Source organism: Rubrivirga halophila (genome assembly GCF_046845755.1).
Taxonomy (GTDB): domain Bacteria; phylum Bacteroidota; class Rhodothermia; order Rhodothermales; family Rubricoccaceae; genus Rubrivirga.
The window spans coordinates 187,233-202,838 of the sequence record NZ_CP177357.1 but is presented as its reverse complement, the minus strand read 5'-3'; the positions used below and the strand labels follow the sequence as shown (position 1 = coordinate 202,838).

Genomic DNA, 15,606 nt, shown 5'->3' with positions numbered 1-15,606 from the left:
CTCTCGTAAAAATCGGCGGGGGCCTCGGACCCGATCTCCCGACGGGAGGGCGACGGGCTGGCTCCAGTAGGCGGGCCCGCACTCGGGCGCCGCGCTCGCCCCGGCGGCGTCGACGCCCCGCGCTGTCCTCTTGCCAAAGGGCGGCAGGGCCGGCGCGAGTGCCACTCCGCGGCCCGATCCGCTACACCTGCCCGCGGATGAGCGCCGCCAGCCGGGCGGGCTCGGCGACCGGCAGGCGAACCACGCCGGGGCTTGCGAAGGCCGCCGGGGGGAGCGCCCGCGCCAGGCGGTCCGCGGCGGCGCTCGCGAGCACCACGTCGAGGACGCCGTCACCGACGGTCACCGCGTGGATCTCGGTCCAGCGCACGAGCACGTCGTAGCGCAGGTCGCGCAGGCCCTGCCAGTGCGTCTCGACGGCCCAGTCCCCGTCGTCGGGGCCGGCGAGGCGGGCGGCCGCAGCGCCGACCGCCAGCACGGCCAGCCCGGCGGCCCACAGCGGGACGGCCCCGCTCAACCCCGCCCCGAGCGCGGCGACGGCCAGCCCGGCCGCCCCTCGGGCGAGCGGCGTCTCCAGCGCCTCCCGAACCCGGTCGACGCGCGAGCGGACGAGGGGGACACGGACCTGCTGCCACGCCCGGCCCATCTCCGTCGGCCCGTGGCGCCGGCGCTCGGCCTCGTGGGCCGCGCGCTGCATCTCGGCGACGACGCGCTCGGCGTCGAAGCCGGCGTCAGGGTCGGCGGGGGCGACCTGCTCGTAGGCCGCCTGCACCTTCAGGAAAGCCTCGGCCGCCCCGGCGTCGCCCGGGTTGCGGTCCGGGTGGAAACGGAGCGCGAGCGTACGGTACGCGCGGCGGAGGGCGGCGGGGGTGGCGGTCTCGGGGACGCCGAGGACGGCGTAGGGGCTGGAATCGGCGGTGATCATGGGGCAGTCGGTCGACTCCCCCGCCCCACAGTCAGGACCGTGCCACACCGGCCGGATCGCGATTGAGACGCCCGATCCGTTACCGGCTGTTGACGAGCGCGTCGTACGCCCCGATGTGCGCCGAGTCCATCTCCGACAGCATCGAGTAGGCCTCGTTGCGCTGGGGCGACTCGGCGAGCAGGGCCACGAACTCCTGGTACTTGGCCCCGAAGAACACGTCGGTCACGTAGCGCCGGCGGTTCGTGGTCAGGTACAGGTCGTGGAGCGACGTCAGCATCTCGATGGTCTTGGCCCACGCCTGCTGCGGGCGGCTAACAAAGTGGTCGAGCGCGCCGAAGTGGTAGTCGTACTGGGCGCGGCGGACGGGCTCGAAGACGGGGTCGAGGATCTCCTGCACGAGCGTGGCGCGGGCCCGGTCCTCAGCGCCTCGGCCGTACCACCCGCCGCCGGGCTGGCCCGCCTCGCTGGCCCGCGACAGCTCGGCGATCCGCTGGGCGCGCTCGAAGAACTCCGTCCCCCCCAAGGGCGAGAACGTGTCGTAGTCGTAGCCCAGGATGAGGTTGGCGTAGAAGTCGAGGACCGAGGTCAGCTCGTTGAACTGGTTGGGGTCGTAGATCAGGTTCTGGCCACGCGCGTACGTGAACCGCCACGAGTTGTCGGCCACGCGGAAGGTGGTCGTCCGCTGCGCCGTGCCGTAGATGGGCCGGCTCGCCTGGACCACCATGCGCGCGTTGAACAGCGTCTGCGACAGCGCCTCGGTCAGCGTCACCTGGATCTGGCAGTCGATCCGCTCCTCGGGCTCGTAGACGTCGTCGGTCCACGTCCGCCCGTTGACGTAGCGGACGAGCTCCTCGCGGAGCTCCTGGAGGTAGCCGAACTCGGAGCCCGTGACGGCGTCGTCGTTGAGCGTGATCTGGCAGCGGAGCTCCTGGGCGCCGGCGGCGAGGGGGGCGAGGAACAGGGCGAGGGCGAGGAGGCGCACGGTGGGTCGCGTATGTTTTTATCGGCGGCCTGCAAACTACCGGGGCCGCTCGCCCTCCCGAACGCCGTCCGGTGGCAATTATGCGCGCCCTCCCGCTCGCTGCCCTCCTCGCGCTCGCGCCGGCTGCCAGCGCCCAGCTCGCCGAGGGCGGGGCACGCGCCCTCGGGTTGGGCCGCGCCGGCGCCGCCGTCGGGGGCCAGGCGTGGGGCGTCGCGAACCCCGCCACGTGGGCGTCGCTGGCGGAGCGCCGCGCGGCCGTCGCCGCGAGCCAGGCGTTCGGGCTGTCCGAGCTGCGCCTGGGCTCGGTCGCCGCCGCCGCCCCGACGGGCCTGGGGACGGTTGCCGTGCACGCCCGCACGTACGGGTTCTCCGAGCGCCGCGAGACGCGCGTGGTGCTCGGGCTGGCGCGCGCGCTCCCGCTCAGCCGCTCGCGCCGGCTCGACGCCGGGTTGGCGGTCGGCGTCGAAACCGCCTCGACGCAGGGCTACGGCTCCAACACCGCGATCCTGCTCGACGCGGGCGTGCAGGGCGACGTGCTGCCCGGCCTGCGCGTGGGGCTCGCCGGCCGCAACCTGCTGGGCTTGGGGCTGGGCGACGAGGCCGACCTCGAGCGCTCGGCCTCGACCGTCCCCGGCCTGACGGTCGGGCTGGCGTACTCGCCGTCGGACCGCGCCGTCCTGCTGCTCGACGCCGACCAAGACCTCGACTTCGGGGTCTCCGTCCGCGCCGGGGCCGAGGTCCGCGTCGCCGAGCCGCTCGTCCTCCGCGCGGGCGTGTCGTCGCGGCCGGAGCGGTTCTCGCTGGGCGCCGGCGTCCACGCCGGGGCGCTCCGCGCCGACCTCGCCGCCGAGTCGCACCCCACGCTGGGGCTGACGCCCGCCGTCAGCGTCGAAGTCGCCTTTTAGCGATGGCCTCGCCCATTCCCCACATCGACCCAACCGGCCTCCCAGCGGTCGGTTCGACGCCTCCCTTTCCCGCCGTCACTCTCACGCGGGCGCGCTCGAATAGAATCGGGCTGTGGCTGGTGGCCCTCCTGCTGGCAGCGGTCGCCAGCGCCCAGACGCCCGCCGACACGCTCGGCACGGACGCCGAGACCGACGCCCGCTTCGAGGCGCTGCTCGAAGACGACCTCGCCGGCGACCCGACCGAGCTGCTGGAGCTGCTGACCTCGCTCGACGAGCAGCCGCTCGACGTCAACACGGCGACGGCGGCGGAGCTGGCGCAGGTGCCCGCGCTCGGGCCCACGCTCGCGGCGGCGATCGTTCGGCACCGGATCGCAAATGGCCCCTTCACCTCCCTTCCCGGCTTGCGCGCGGTCGACGGCGTCACGCCCGACGCCTACCTCGACGCCCGGCCGTACCTGACGATCGGTGACGCTTTCGAGGCCGCCCGACCCCAGCGCTTCCCCGCCGTCCCGACCGTGGGCGCCGTGCTCGGCGGACTGCGGGTCTCGGGGACACAGCGCGTCCAGCGACGGCTCGACCTGGGCGCGGCCTACGACGGGCCGGACTCGACGCGCGCGTACCTCGGCTCGCCCGAGCGGATCTACACGCGCTTGCAGGCCACGTACCGGCGGCAGGTGTCGGTGAACCTGACACTCGAAAAAGACCCCGGCGAGCCGTTCCACGTCGACGGTGGGACGAACACGTACGGCTACGACTACCAGAGCGCGCACGTCGCGCTCCTCGACATGGGCCGGCTCGACGCGCTCATCCTCGGCGACTACTCGGCGCAGTTCGGCCAGGGCGTGGCGCTGTGGCGCGCGTCCGGGTTTGGGAAAGGGCCCGACGCGACCGGCGGGCCGCTGCGCCGGGGCCGGGGCATCCGGCCGTACGGGTCGGTCGACGAGAACCACTTTTTCCGGGGCGCCGCCCTCTCGGTCGCCGTCACGCCGCGCCTGTTCGTGAGCGCCTTCGCCAGCCGCCGCGCGCTCGACGCCAGCGTCTTTCTCCCCGACTCGTCGGACCTCTCGGCCCCCGACCTGCCGCCCGGCGCCGTCGACGCCGTCGTGACGAGTCTGGGCGCCGACGGGCTCCACCGGACAGACCGCGAGCTGGCGCGCAAGGACGCGCTCGACGAAACGCTCGTCGGCGGCGCGGCCGAATACCGCGTCTCGACGGGCACCGTCGAGGGCCGGGCGGGCGTGGTCGCGACGCGGTCGGCGTTCGGCACCCCGCTCGCGGCGGGCACGCGGCCCGACGAGTTGTTCGACTTCGCAGGCACCGAGGCGACGGTCGTCAGTGCGTACGCGGATGCGACAACGCGGCAAGGTGTCGCGTTCGGCGAGGTCGCCCGGGGCGCGGGCGGCGGGCTCGGCGCCGTCGGCGGCGTCGGCGTCGACCTCGGGAGCAGCGCGGACCTCTTGATCGTCGGCCGCAGCTACGCGCCCGACTTTACCAGCCTCCACGGCTACCCGTTCGGCGAGCGCAACGGGGTCGGCCGCAACGAGCGCGGGGTCTACGCGGGCGTCACCGTCACGCCGTCGCGGGCGTGGACGGTCAACGCGTACCTCGACCGCTACCGCTTTCCGTTCCTGCGCGTCAACGTGCCGCGCCCGAGCACGGGCCACGAGGCGCTGCTCCACGTCGAGCACCGCGCCGGCCGCTTTTCGCGCATCTACCTCCAGGCCCGGACGGAGACGCGAGAGACGGGGATCGACGTGCCGAACGCGGTGCCCGGTTCGGTCGTCGGCGGGCTCGGCGAGCAGACGCGCCAGACCGTCCGCCTGCAGGGCGAGTGGGACGCCAGCCGCCGCCTGCGCCTGCGCTCGCGCGTCGAGGGCTCCCGCTTCGTCGACGAGCGCCCCGAGGTCGGCGTGTCGACCGGCTCGCTCGTCTACCAGGACATCCGCTGGCAAGCGCTCGCGTGGCTCCGCACCGACCTCCGGCTGACGCTGTTCGACACCGAGACCTACGACGCGCGCCTGTACGCCTTCGAGAACGACCTCACGGGCGTCTTCGCGATCCCGGCGCTCTCCGGCCGCGGCGTCCGCGGCTACGTCGTGGTCACCGCCAAGCCGACCTCCGATGTCACGGCCCAACTCAAGCTGGCGACGACGTGGCTCCGCAACGTGAACCGGATCGGGTCGGGTGTGAACGCCGTCGAGGGGCAGCGGGTGAGCGACCTCGGCGCCCAGCTCCGCGTGCGGCTGTAAGGGGTCGTCGGGTTTCAGTCGTCGGTCATCGGTGACCCAAGACAGTCGGCAGGAGAGGGCGACGCTGAATACCGGAACGGCGTCGCTCGCGCCTTCCCCGCGGACCTTGTCATCCTGAGCGGCAGCGAAGGATCTCAACGCCAACCTCGCCAATGGCCGCGTGCGGGCTCGGCGAGGCCGCCAGCAGCCGTGAGGAAGCGGCGGAGGGTGAACCCCGGCGCTCGCGCCCCGCGTTGAGCGGCGATGGCTGACCCGATCCCCGACCCCGGCGCCAAGGCCCCGAAGCCACCGCTCGTCGCGACGATGCGGCGGATCCTGGCCTACGCCCGCCCCTACCGCGGGCGGCTGGCGGTCGCCGTCGCGCTGACGCTCGTCTCGACGGCCGTCGGGCTCGTCGTCCCGCTCGGCCTGCAGCGCCTGCTCGACTCCGTCTTCGAGGCCGCCAACAGCGGGCTGCTCGACACGCTGGCGCTGGCGCTTCTGGGCCTGTTCGCGCTCCAGGCCGCGCTCGGCTTCGGCGGCTCGTACCTCATGGAGTGGACCGGCGAGCGCGTGGTCACCGACCTCCGGCGGACGATCTACGGCCACCTCCACAGCCTGGGGCTCGGCTTCTTTGCGGATCAGCGGACGGGCGAGATCACGTCCCGGCTGACGAACGACGTGTCGAAGGTGCAGTCGGCCGTGACGAGCGACCTGGCCGAGACGCTGCGGCTGGCGCTGACGCTCGTGGGCTCGGTCGCCTTGATGCTCGCGCTGAACTGGCGGCTGTCGCTCGTCATCTTCGCCGTCGTCCCGCCCGTCGCCATCGCGATGCGGTCGTTCGGGCTCGTCGTCCGCAAGCTGTCGCGGAGCATCCAGGACCGGCTGGCGGACACGACGGCCGTCGCCGAGGAGGCCATCTCGGCCGTCCGCGTCGTCAAGGCGTTCGCGCGCGAGCCGTACGAGGTCGGCCGCTACAGCGACGCCGTCGAAGACCTGTTCGGGGTCGCCAAGCGCCGCGCGTGGATCGTGTCGGCGTTCTGGAGCGGCGTCGGGCTGGGCTTCTCGATCGCGCTCGTGACCATCTTCTGGTTCGGCGGGCGCGAGGTGATCGCCGGGCGGCTGACGGCGGGCGCGCTCGTCGCGTTCATCTTCTACGCGCTCAACATCGCGCGGAGCGTGGCCGGCGCCGGCCGCCTGTACACCTCGTTCCAGAGCGCGGCCGGCGCCTCGGAGCGGCTCTTCGAGATCCTGGACACGGACCCGGAGATCGCCGACGCGCCTGATGCGCACCCCCTCGCGAACGTGCGCGGCGCGGTCGAGCTGGACGGCGTGACGTTCGGCTACGGCGACGGCCCGGCGATCCTCCAAGACGTGACGGTCCGGGCCGCGCCGGGCGAGACGATCGCGCTCGTCGGCCCGAGTGGGGCGGGCAAGACGACGCTCCTCCACCTCATCCCCCGCTTCTACGACCCCAGCGCCGGCGCCGTCCGCATCGACGGCGTCGATCTCCGGGAGGCGACGGTCGCCAGCGTCCGCGACGCCGTGTCGCTGGTCGCCCAGGACGTCCAGCTCTTCGGCCTCACGCTGCGCGAGAACATCCGCTACGGGCGCCTCGACGCGACCGACGCCGAGGTGGAGGCGGCGGCGCTGGCGGCGAACGCCCACGACTTTATCGCCGGCTTCCCCGACGGCTACGACACGGCCGTCGGCGAGCGCGGCGTCAAGCTCTCCGGCGGCCAGCGCCAACGGGTAGCCATCGCGCGCGCGCTCCTCAAGGACCCGCCGATCCTGCTCCTCGACGAAGCCACATCCGCGCTCGACGCCCACTCCGAGGCGGCGGTGCAGGAGGCGCTCGCGGATTTGATGGAGGGCCGGACGACGTTCGTGATCGCCCACCGGCTCGCGACCGTCCGCGACGCCGACCGGATCGTGGTGCTCGACGCGGGCCGCGTGGTCGGAACGGGCACGCACGCCGAGCTGGTGGCCGAGGGCGGGCTCTACGCGGACCTCGCCGAGCGCCAGTTCGTCGGCGCCGAGGCCGTCGCCGACCCGACACTGTAGGGGCACGCCGGTGGCGTGCCCGGGACCGGCCGACGCCACGCCCGAGACGGGCCGACTCGCGTGAAACGCCCGCCACCTCCGCCGATCCGAGGAACGGCCCCCGACCGTCACCCATTCGTGAGGTCCCCTCCCCCCCCCCCCTTACCTCTCCATGTCCGACCGCCAGACCAACCTCGACCAGCAGGAGCGCTGGGGCGCCGCCGTCACCTCCGGCCACCTCGACGGCCTCGACGAGGTGCTCGCGCCCGACTTCGTCGACCACGACTCCGGCGACTACCCGGGCACGCGCGAGGGCCTCAAGGCCTTCTTTACCGACTTCCGCACCGCGTTCCCCGACCTCGACATCGAGGTCGAGCACATGAACGCCACCGACGAGTACGTGAGCTTCCGGTACACCGTCACCGGCACGCACCGCGGCGAGTTCAAGGGCCACGCGCCGACCGGCAAGACGTTCTCCGCGCCCGCCATGCAGATCGGGCGGTGGGAGAACGGACGCTGCGTCGAGCGTTGGGGCACCACGAACGAGGCCAAGATCCTGTCCGACCTCGGCCTGATCGACGCCTGACCTCGACCCTTCCCCTCACACCCACCCACACCCCCAAACCCCATGGCCCAGCAGTACGACGCCCCCCCGGCGATGCAGATCGACCCCTCCAAGAGCTACCGCGCGACCATCGCGACGGACAAGGGCGACATCGTGGTCGACCTCGCGGCGGAGCACGCCCCGAAGACCGTCAACAACTTCGTCACGCTCGCGCGCGACGGGTTCTACGACGGGCTCACGTTCCACCGCGTGATCAACAACTTTATGATCCAGGGCGGCGACCCGACGGGCACCGGCTCCGGCGGCCCCGGCTACAAGTTCGAGGACGAGACGCGCGACAACCCGCTCACGCACGAGACGGGCGTCCTCTCGATGGCGAACGCCGGCCCGAACACGAACGGCTCGCAGTTCTTCATCACGCACGCCCCGCAGCCGCACCTCAACGGCAAGCACACCGTCTTCGGCACGGTCGCCGAGGGCCAGGACGTGGTCGACGCCATCCAGCAGGGCGATGCGATGACGAGCGTCACGATCGACGAGTCGTAGACCGACCGCTCGGCCCAGCACACCGCGCCCCCGACCGGCATCGGCCAGTCGGGGGCGCGGTCTGTCTGGGCGGCCAGATTAGCCCGTCGTCGAGGTGCTGTCGGCCTCGGTCCCGCCGTCGTCCGTCGCGAAGTCCTTGACGTGCAGGACGGGCTTGAACAGGAAGCCCTGGAAGTTGGCGGAGGCCGGGTTGCCGCGCGTCACGAACGAGCGCTCCACGTCGAAGTCGACGAGCACGTCGACCTCGCCGCCGGCGCCGACGGTGTAGCTGGGCAGGGCGATCTTGATGCCGCTTTGCTGGGCCGAGGGCAGCTTGAGGGCGTAGACGGAGCCGTCGAAAAAGCGGACCTCGGCGTCCTCGTCGACGAAGATGCGCAGGCGGTCGTACCCGCCGTCGGCCGGGAACTCGGCGCCGGCGACGAGCAGGGTGTCGATGCCGCCTCGGAGGTCGAGCAGGTTGAGCCGCGTGGCCCCCTCGAAAAGGACAATCCGGTCGCGGACGCCCTCCGTGTTGGACGTGTCGTTCTCGGCGTCGTCGTCGCGCTCCGAGGCGAGCAGCTCGATGCGGGTGATGGTGACGTCGGCGGCCTCGGCGAGGTCGAAGGGGAACGGCGCGTCGGTGAGGCGGACGTTGAGGCGGGCCGTGCCCTCGGCGTCGCCGGCGTCGCAGGCGGTGAGGCCGGTGACGGCGAGGAGGGCGGCGATCAGGAGCAAGCGCATAGCAATACGGGTGTGGTGGGAGAGGACCAACGCGGAGATCGGACAACCGGTGCGGCGCCCCCGGACACCCGCCCGTTCGGGAACGAGGGGGCTCCAGAGGCGCCGCACAGGGAGGGGCGAGGGCCTAGCCGATCAAGACGGCGAGGGCGTCGCCAGAGGAGAGGATCAGGCCGAGCGCGATGAGCGCGCCGGCGACGATGAAGGGGCGCATGGCCAGGGGGGAACGTGCCCGCAAGGAACGGCGCGTATGCCCCATTTCTCCCCCCCTCGCGGAGGTCCCCAAGGTCCCTTTGCGCCAGATCGCCCCCCACGCCCCGGGCGGGCGTTTCTGAGGGCCAGCCCTCAGCCATCGATCAGCGACTCCGAAGCCGGGCTCAGCTCACCGGGGGCCGCTGGCGGTGGGTGTCCGTCGCCGCCTGGACGGCGTGCGCCAGCCGGAGCGCGTGGTGCTCGCCCCACAGCGGCGCCACGAACGTGATCGAGTGGGGCTGGCGGCGGTCCGGGAACCCGTCGACCGGGAAGAGCGCATTCGGGATCGCGACGGCCGGGTGGCCGGTGAGGTTCGTGATCAGCAGACCCGCGTTCCCAAAGCTGGGCGTCACCAGCACGTCGAGCGAGTCCATCAGCTCGGTCATCGCGCGCATGAGCTGGGTCCGGATCCGGTTCGCGTTGATGTACTCGACGGCCGGGATGTGGCGGGCGTGGCGGAACACGTTCGGCCACGCGTTGCGCTCTTGGCGGACGAGCCGGTCGGTCCCGCGCGAGCGCGTGAGCCCGTCGAAGGCGGCGCCGGCCTCGGCCTCCAGGATGATCCGGAGCGCGCTGATCGGCAGGTCGTCGGGGAGCGCGACCGGGACCGGCTCGACGCCGAGGCGGCTCAGCACGGACATCGTCTCGCGGTCGGCGAGGTCGCCCGGGTCGTCGCCCGAGGTCGGCACGATCGTGCCGACGCGCAAGTCGGAGAGCGGGCTGTCGGGGCGGAACGGGAACGCGGCGTCCTCGCCGACGACGGGCCCGCGGATGGCGTCGAACACGAGGGCCGCGTCGACGGCCGAGCGCGTCATCGGGCCGAGCTTGTCCATGCTCCACGACAGCGCCATCGCGCCGTCGGTCGGCACGCGGTGCGTGGTCGGCCGCAAGCCGGTGACGCCGTTGCGCGTCGAGGGCGAGACGATCGAGCCCAGCGTTTCCGAGCCGATGGCGAACGGCACCAGCCCCGCGGCGACGGCCGAGCCCGGCCCGGCCGACGAGCCGCTCGCGCCCTGGTCCGGGTTCCAGGGGTTTTTCGTGGTCCCGCCGAACCACACGTCGCCCCACGCGAGCGCGCCGAGCGTCAGCTTGGCGACGAGCACGGCGCCGGCCTCCTCCAGCCGCTGCACCACGACCGCGTCGCCGTCGATCGTCTGCTCGCGGTACGGCTCGGCGCCCCACGTCGTGGGGTACCCGCGCGCCGCCAGCAGGTCCTTGGCGCCATACGGGATGCCGTGGAGCGGGCCGCGGTCGACGCCCGCCGCCAGCTCGGCGTCGCGCGCGCGCGCCGTCTCCAGCGCCCGCTCCGTCGTCAGCGTCACGACGGCCTGCAGTGTCGGGTCGAACCGCGCCAGCCGCGCCAGCGACAGCTCGGCCAGCTCGACGGCCGTGACGTCGCCGCTGCGCAAGAGCGCGCCGAGCTCGGGGATGGAGGCGAACGCGAGGTCGCGGTCGGTCGCCGGGCGCGAGACGCGCGGCATCGGCACGTGGGCGCCCGGCCCGGGCGCGGGGCGCGCGCGCCCGCTCATGCCGAGGTCGAGGACGAGCGCGGGCGGGACGCTGTTCGGCGGCTCGGCGGCGCGGATCTCGGCGAACGCCGCCAGCCGCTCCTGCACGTCGTCGAGCATCAGCGCCCGGTCGGCGTCGGAAAAGTCGAGCCCCTGGACGCGCTCGGCGTGCGCGAGGTCGTTGACGGTGAGGTCGGGCAGCCCGGCAGGCGGGGCGCCCGGGCCGAGGCGGTGGGCGTCGAGCGGGCCCGGGAGCGCGGCGGCGGACGGGAGGGCGGACGCGGCGGCGAGCGCACCGGCGGAGGCGAGGAATCGGCGGCGGGAGGTCACGGGGTCGGGGGGTGGTGGGCAGCGGCACAAGGTGGCGTCAGTCCGAGCCGTGCGCCAGCCCGTTCGCCAACGGGCGGGCTCGCGCCAGCGGGCCTCCCCTCACCCTGCCTCCCACGGGCAGAGGGGACGTCGTCGGAAGACGCACGCTTGCCAACTGGCTCGCGCGAGCAGAACGACGGGGCCCTTGGGAACGTCCTCCCCTCCCGGACGGGAGGGTGACCGGACAGGCGGTAGGCAGGAACTCCGAGCACCCCGCCCTCTCGCTCCTCAATCTTGCGCCTTGCCCAGCCCCCACGCCTGAGCGACGTGGCGCAGGAACGCGGCCTCCATGGTGTGGACGTGCCCGTCCGCGTCGGCGACGGCGGCGAGCGCCGCGTGGGCGCGGGCGAGGTCGGCCGTCGAGAGCGTCTCCCCCAGCCGGCCCACCAACTCGTCGAGGCCGCGCACGCTGAGCGCGCCGTAGGCCTCGACGGCCGTCTCGACCAGCCCGCTGAGGTCGGCCCCACTCGCCTCGCCGTTGTCGCCGCCGGAGAGGAGGTCGAGCTGGCGGACCAGGGCCTGCGTCTCGCGCGGGTCGAGGTCGGCGTCGGTCCCGTGAGCCATCACGATGGTGAGGAGCGCGAGATCGGTGAGCGCAGCGTCGGGGGCCATAGACAAAGTGGCGGTTACGGGCCAACTCAGGGTGCAAACCAGCTGTTCCGCGGGGACCTCCGCTGGGGCTTTCTCCTACGCGCCGAACAGACGGCGCCACCACGGCCGCTGGCGCCGCTCCTCGGCGCGGAGCACGGCGACGAGCGCCTCGAACTCCTCGTGGCACGCCGGGCACGCCTTGAGGTGCGCCTCGACGAGGGGCAGGGCCGCCGCCGGGTCGAGCCCGGCCAGCGTCAGCTCGGCGAACCGGTCGACGTGGGCGTCGCACTCGCCGCACGGCATGTCGTCCTCGCGCGCCGCGAGGGCGCTGCGGACGAGCATGCGGAGACGTTCGGGCGTGAGGGTCATGGGGCGTCAGACGTGGGCGGGCCCGGGGGGCTTACCCGTCGAGCAGGTCGTCGGGCGTGAGGCCGCGCGCCTCGAAGGCGTGACGCAGCCGCAAGCGGCCGTCGTGGAGCAGCTTGTAGAGCGCGTTGCGATTCGTGTCGAGCCGCCGGGCCACCTCGTCCATCGGCATCCCCGCGAGGATGGCCTCGAGCGCGGTCCGCTGGCGGTCGGTGAGCTCGGTCGCGACGAGGTGGCGCACCAGGTCAACCGCCTCGGCGTTCGCCAGCGCCACGTCGGCGCCGGGCTCGGGCGTGCTCGGCGGCGCGGCCACGAGCGCGTCGAGCGGCACGTCCTCCCAGCGCTTGCGGCGGAGCTCGCTGAGCGCGAGGTGGACGGCCACCTTCTGGGCCCACGTCGTGAACCGGGCGTCGCCGCGGAACTGGCCGGCGCGCTCGCGGACCTGCAGGAGCGCGTCCTGCACGATGTCCTGCGCCAGCGCTTCGGCGCCGCGGTCGACGCGCGGGGCGAGCGTGACGTGGAGCGCCCGGAGCAGCACGGGGCGGAGGTCGCGGAGCGCGGCCGACAGCGCGGGGCCGTCGGAGGCCAGCGCCGCCAGCCACTCGTCGTTGGTGCGGTCGGCGGGCACGGGCGGTGGGGGCGGACGCCGAAGCTAGCGCCGCGCCGGAGCCGCCGTCGCCCTGCCGCGCGCGCGCCGCGCGCCGCCCGTTCCGGGCCGTGGGGGCCGATGTCCCGCAAAATGAGCCGGGGGCTTGCGCCGGCGCCAGATCTACTATACAATTAGTACGAACTCACACCGACGACCATGCGCAACCCTCTCACCCCTCTTGGCGGCACCGAGATGGAGGTCCTCCGCGAGGTCTGGGCCTTGGGCTCCGCGACCGCCCGCGACGTCCACGACCGGATCACGGAGCGCCGCCGGCTCGCCTACACGACGGTGATGACCGTCATGAAGAACCTCGCCAGCAAGGGCTACCTCACCTACGTCACCGAGGGGACGGCCTACGTCTACTCGCCGGCGCAGCCGGCCGAGGAGGTCCGCGCGACCGTCTTGTCGGGGATCCTCGACAAGGTCTTTGGCGGGTCGACGACGAGCTTGGTGCAGGCGCTCGTGCAGCGTGAGACGCTGAGCGACGCCGAGCGCGCCGACATCCGCGCCCTGATCGACGGCTTGGGTGCCGACCGCCCCGACTCCGATGCTTGAGGCCCTCGCCGAGATCGGCCGCGCGGCCGTCGACGCCCTGGCGCTGCCCGTGCTGGCGTGGACCGTGGTCGCCCTCGTCGCCGAGGCCACGTTGCGCCTGACGCGGGCGAGCGCGGCGCTCGCCCTGCCCGTGCGCGGGTCCGTGCTGGCGGCGCTGCCCGTCGCCGTCCTCGCGCCGCTCGCCCTGTCGGCCCTCGCCCCCCGGGCCGCCGTCGCCGTGGCGGCGTTCGCGCCCGAGGTGGCGTGGCTGCCCGGCGTGACGGTCGGGGCCCCCGCGCCCGACATCGCCGCCGCCGGTCCCGACGCGCTCGACGTGCTGGCGGGGGTGGCCGCCGCGCTCGCCGCGCTGCTGGCGTGCATCCGGCTGGCGCAGTTCGGCACCGCCGTCGCCCGCGCCCGCGCCACGCGCCGCGCCCTGCCGGCCGCCGACGCCGACGCCCGGGCGGCCGTCGAGACCGCGCGCCAGCGGCTCGGGGTCGAGCGCCCGGTCGCCGCGGCGCAGGCGCCCGCCGGGGCCGCCCCGTTCACGCTCGGCTGGCGGCGCCCCCTCGTGGCGCTCCCCGCCGACCTCGACGCCGACGCCCGCGAGGTCGCCGCCGTCCACGAGGTGGCCCACGTCCGCAACGCCGACTACGCGTGGCACGCCGCGCAGCGGGCCCTCGCCGCCGCCTTCGCCGCGCACCCGATGGTGAGCGTGCTGGCGCGGGGGCTCGACCTCGACCGCGAGCGGGCCGCCGACGCGGCTGTCCTCGCGGCCTGTCCCGGCCGCCGCCGCGCCTACGCCGACCTCCTGTTCTCGTACGCCGCCCTGCCCGCCCCCCCGCTCGCGCTCGGCGCGGTCGGCGGCTCCTCCGCCCTCAAATCCCGCATCGACGCCATGTCCGCCCCCTTGTCCCCCTCCCGCACCCGCCGTCTTGGCTGGACCGGCCGCGTGGCCGGCCTCGCCCTCGCGGTCGCCATCGCCGTCGCCTCGGCGGCCACGGCGCCGCCCGCCGCGACGGCCGCCCCGTCCGACGCGCCCGCCCGCCTGGTCACGGGCCAGGTTACCGCGGCCGACACCGGCCTGCCGCTCGTCGGCGCGAATGTCGCCGTCGTCGGGACGGCCGTCGGGGCGGCCACCGACGAAGACGGGCGGTACCAGGTCGACGTGCCGGCGGGCGCCCAGACGCTCCGCGTCACGTTCGCCGGGTACGCCCCCGTCGAGGTCCGGCTCGCCGCCGACCAGACGGAGGCGAACGTGACGCTCTCGACGGGCCGGGCCGGCGCGGCCGCACCCGAGGTGTTCGAGGTCGCCGAGGTCCAGCCCGTGCTCATCGGCGGGCTCGAGGGGCTCCAGGCCCGCGTCACGTACCCCGACCTCGCGAAGCGCGCCGGCATCCAGGGCCAGGTGGTCGTCCAGTTCATCGTGACCCCGGAGGGAACGGTGCGCGACGCGCAGGCCATCCGGTCGCCCCACGAGATGCTGGGCCGCGCCGCGCTCGAGGCCGTCCGCGAGCTCCGCTTCGAGCCCGGCCGCCAGCGGGGCCAGGCGGTCGCCGTCCGGTTCGCGGTGCCGGTCACGTTCCGGCTCCCCGAGGGCGAGGGCGCCCCCCCTGAGCCCCGGTCCCGCACCGACGCGGCCCGCCCCGACGTGTTCGTGGTCGTCGAGGAGATGCCCCGGATCGTCGGCGGGCTGGAGGCGCTGCAGGCGCGCCTCGTCTACCCGCAGGCCGCCAAGGACGCGGGCATCCAGGGAACCGTCATCGTCCAGTTCCTGGTCAACGAGACCGGCGGCGTCGAGGAGACGCAAGTCATGCGGTCGCCGGACGAGGCGCTGTCGGCGGCGGCGCTCGACGCCGTCCGCGGCCTCGCGTTTACGCCGGGCCGCCAGCGCGGCGAGGCCGTCAAGGTCCGGTTCGCCGTGCCCGTCACGTTCCGCCTGCCCGCCGGCGACGGCGTCGACCGCGGGGAGTACCGGCTCGACGGCAGCCGCCGCGACCGGCCCGCGACCGAGCGCCCGGCGCGCGACCGCGCGGGCTACCGGCTCGACGGCAGCCGCATCGACGGCTTGACCGTCCGCGTCACCGGCGTGGACGTCGCGCAGCTCTCGCCCGACTCGCGGCGGGCCTTCGAAAACACGCTGGCGGGGATGCCGACGCTGCTCGCCGATCGGGACACGGAGCCCGGCACGGCTGCCATGCGGTACACCGTCGACGACCGAGGCCGCGTGACCAGCCACGAGGTGACCCGAGGCTCAGGGACGCTCGTGCATATGGCCGCCTTCCTGGTCGGCACGCTCGAGCTCACCGAGAACGCCCGCCCCGGGCCCGGTGGCACCTGGTCGGGCACCTTCCAGCTGATCTACACCGGCGAGGGGTAAGCGCCGCGCGGGACGGAGGGCGCGGCGACCGGCGGGTCCCGCCCCTCCC

14 protein-coding genes are annotated in these 15,606 nt (G+C 74.2%); 7 read left to right on the top strand and 7 right to left on the bottom strand.

Annotated elements, in window-relative coordinates:
- Nucleotides 1-181: 181 nt before the first annotated feature.
- Both ACLIRP_RS00870 and ACLIRP_RS00865 read right to left on the bottom strand, forming a co-directional pair.
- On the bottom strand, nt 182-922 hold the full coding sequence (locus ACLIRP_RS00870) for a J domain-containing protein (protein WP_412062061.1): 741 nt from the start codon (nt 920-922) through the stop codon (nt 182-184).
- A gap of 79 nt (nt 923-1,001) precedes the next feature.
- Nucleotides 1,002-1,904, bottom strand: a complete 903-nt coding sequence (locus ACLIRP_RS00865; protein ID WP_412062060.1) for a DUF4835 family protein — start codon at nt 1,902-1,904, stop codon at nt 1,002-1,004.
- A gap of 80 nt (nt 1,905-1,984) precedes the next feature.
- Here ACLIRP_RS00865 and ACLIRP_RS00860 point away from each other — a divergent pair, with 80 nt between their 5' ends.
- The 5 genes from ACLIRP_RS00860 (at nt 1,985) to ACLIRP_RS00840 (ending at nt 8,191) form a co-directional block, all read left to right on the top strand.
- Nucleotides 1,985-2,809 (top strand): hypothetical protein, encoded by an 825-nt coding sequence (locus tag ACLIRP_RS00860; protein WP_412062059.1) that lies wholly within the window; start codon nt 1,985-1,987, stop codon nt 2,807-2,809.
- Nucleotides 2,810-2,928: 119 nt separating this feature from the next.
- The gene (locus ACLIRP_RS00855) at nt 2,929-5,058 is read left to right on the top strand and encodes a ComEA family DNA-binding protein (RefSeq protein WP_412062058.1); all 2,130 of its coding nucleotides are present in this window, start codon (nt 2,929-2,931) and stop codon (nt 5,056-5,058) included.
- A 243-nt stretch (nt 5,059-5,301) separates the two neighbouring features.
- Nucleotides 5,302-7,101, top strand: coding sequence for an ABC transporter ATP-binding protein (locus ACLIRP_RS00850; RefSeq protein ID WP_412062057.1), 1,800 nt, complete (start codon nt 5,302-5,304; stop codon nt 7,099-7,101).
- Between the two features lie 151 nt (nt 7,102-7,252).
- The gene (locus ACLIRP_RS00845) at nt 7,253-7,666 is read left to right on the top strand and encodes an ester cyclase (RefSeq protein ID WP_412062056.1); all 414 of its coding nucleotides are present in this window, start codon (nt 7,253-7,255) and stop codon (nt 7,664-7,666) included.
- 42 nt (nt 7,667-7,708) lie between these two features.
- A complete protein-coding gene (locus ACLIRP_RS00840; protein WP_412062055.1) occupies nt 7,709-8,191 on the top strand; it encodes a peptidylprolyl isomerase in 483 nt (160 codons plus the stop codon).
- 78 nt (nt 8,192-8,269) lie between these two features.
- On the opposite strand, the gene ACLIRP_RS00835 is transcribed toward ACLIRP_RS00840, so the two are convergent.
- The 5 genes from ACLIRP_RS00835 to ACLIRP_RS00815 all read right to left on the bottom strand — a co-directional run bounded on the left by ACLIRP_RS00835 (nt 8,270) and on the right by ACLIRP_RS00815 (nt 12,622).
- Nucleotides 8,270-8,911 carry a DUF4382 domain-containing protein gene (locus ACLIRP_RS00835; protein WP_412062054.1) on the bottom strand — a complete coding sequence of 214 codons (642 nt, stop codon included), beginning with the start codon at nt 8,909-8,911 and terminating at the stop codon, nt 8,270-8,272.
- 374 nt (nt 8,912-9,285) lie between these two features.
- Complete coding sequence (locus ACLIRP_RS00830) at nt 9,286-10,998, bottom strand: amidase (RefSeq protein ID WP_412062053.1); 1,713 nt, start codon at nt 10,996-10,998, stop codon at nt 9,286-9,288.
- 267 nt (nt 10,999-11,265) lie between these two features.
- A complete protein-coding gene (locus ACLIRP_RS00825; RefSeq protein WP_412062052.1) occupies nt 11,266-11,649 on the bottom strand; it encodes a TerB family tellurite resistance protein in 384 nt (127 codons plus the stop codon).
- 75 nt (nt 11,650-11,724) lie between these two features.
- Complete coding sequence (locus ACLIRP_RS00820) at nt 11,725-11,997, bottom strand: hypothetical protein (protein WP_412062051.1); 273 nt, start codon at nt 11,995-11,997, stop codon at nt 11,725-11,727.
- A gap of 31 nt (nt 11,998-12,028) precedes the next feature.
- Complete coding sequence (locus ACLIRP_RS00815; RefSeq protein WP_412062050.1) at nt 12,029-12,622, bottom strand: RNA polymerase sigma factor; 594 nt, start codon at nt 12,620-12,622, stop codon at nt 12,029-12,031.
- A 177-nt stretch (nt 12,623-12,799) separates the two neighbouring features.
- On the opposite strand from ACLIRP_RS00815, the gene ACLIRP_RS00810 reads away from it, so the two are divergent.
- On the top strand, nt 12,800-13,198 hold the full coding sequence (locus tag ACLIRP_RS00810; RefSeq protein ID WP_412062049.1) for a BlaI/MecI/CopY family transcriptional regulator: 399 nt from the start codon (nt 12,800-12,802) through the stop codon (nt 13,196-13,198).
- Nucleotides 13,191-15,557, top strand: coding sequence for a TonB family protein (locus ACLIRP_RS00805; RefSeq protein WP_412062048.1), 2,367 nt, complete (start codon nt 13,191-13,193; stop codon nt 15,555-15,557). The genes ACLIRP_RS00810 and ACLIRP_RS00805 overlap by 8 nt, the downstream gene beginning before the upstream one ends.
- Nucleotides 15,558-15,606 lie beyond the last annotated feature (49 nt).

What these genes read in the sequence shown, in the direction of transcription:
- ACLIRP_RS00845 (WP_412062056.1), top strand. Translation starts at nt 7,253, where the DNA reads ATGTCCGACCGCCAGACCAACCTCGACCAGCAGGAGCGCTGGGGCGCC.
- ACLIRP_RS00840 (WP_412062055.1), top strand. Translation starts at nt 7,709, where the DNA reads ATGGCCCAGCAGTACGACGCCCCCCCGGCGATGCAGATCGACCCCTCC.
- ACLIRP_RS00860 (WP_412062059.1), top strand. Translation starts at nt 1,985, where the DNA reads ATGCGCGCCCTCCCGCTCGCTGCCCTCCTCGCGCTCGCGCCGGCTGCC.
- ACLIRP_RS00870 (WP_412062061.1), bottom strand. Translation starts at nt 922, where the DNA reads ATGATCACCGCCGATTCCAGCCCCTACGCCGTCCTCGGCGTCCCCGAG.
- ACLIRP_RS00820 (WP_412062051.1), bottom strand. Translation starts at nt 11,997, where the DNA reads ATGACCCTCACGCCCGAACGTCTCCGCATGCTCGTCCGCAGCGCCCTC.
- ACLIRP_RS00825 (WP_412062052.1), bottom strand. Translation starts at nt 11,649, where the DNA reads ATGGCCCCCGACGCTGCGCTCACCGATCTCGCGCTCCTCACCATCGTG.
- ACLIRP_RS00810 (WP_412062049.1), top strand. Translation starts at nt 12,800, where the DNA reads ATGCGCAACCCTCTCACCCCTCTTGGCGGCACCGAGATGGAGGTCCTC.
- ACLIRP_RS00835 (WP_412062054.1), bottom strand. Translation starts at nt 8,911, where the DNA reads ATGCGCTTGCTCCTGATCGCCGCCCTCCTCGCCGTCACCGGCCTCACC.
- ACLIRP_RS00805 (WP_412062048.1), top strand. Translation starts at nt 13,191, where the DNA reads ATGCTTGAGGCCCTCGCCGAGATCGGCCGCGCGGCCGTCGACGCCCTG.
- ACLIRP_RS00850 (WP_412062057.1), top strand. Translation starts at nt 5,302, where the DNA reads ATGGCTGACCCGATCCCCGACCCCGGCGCCAAGGCCCCGAAGCCACCG.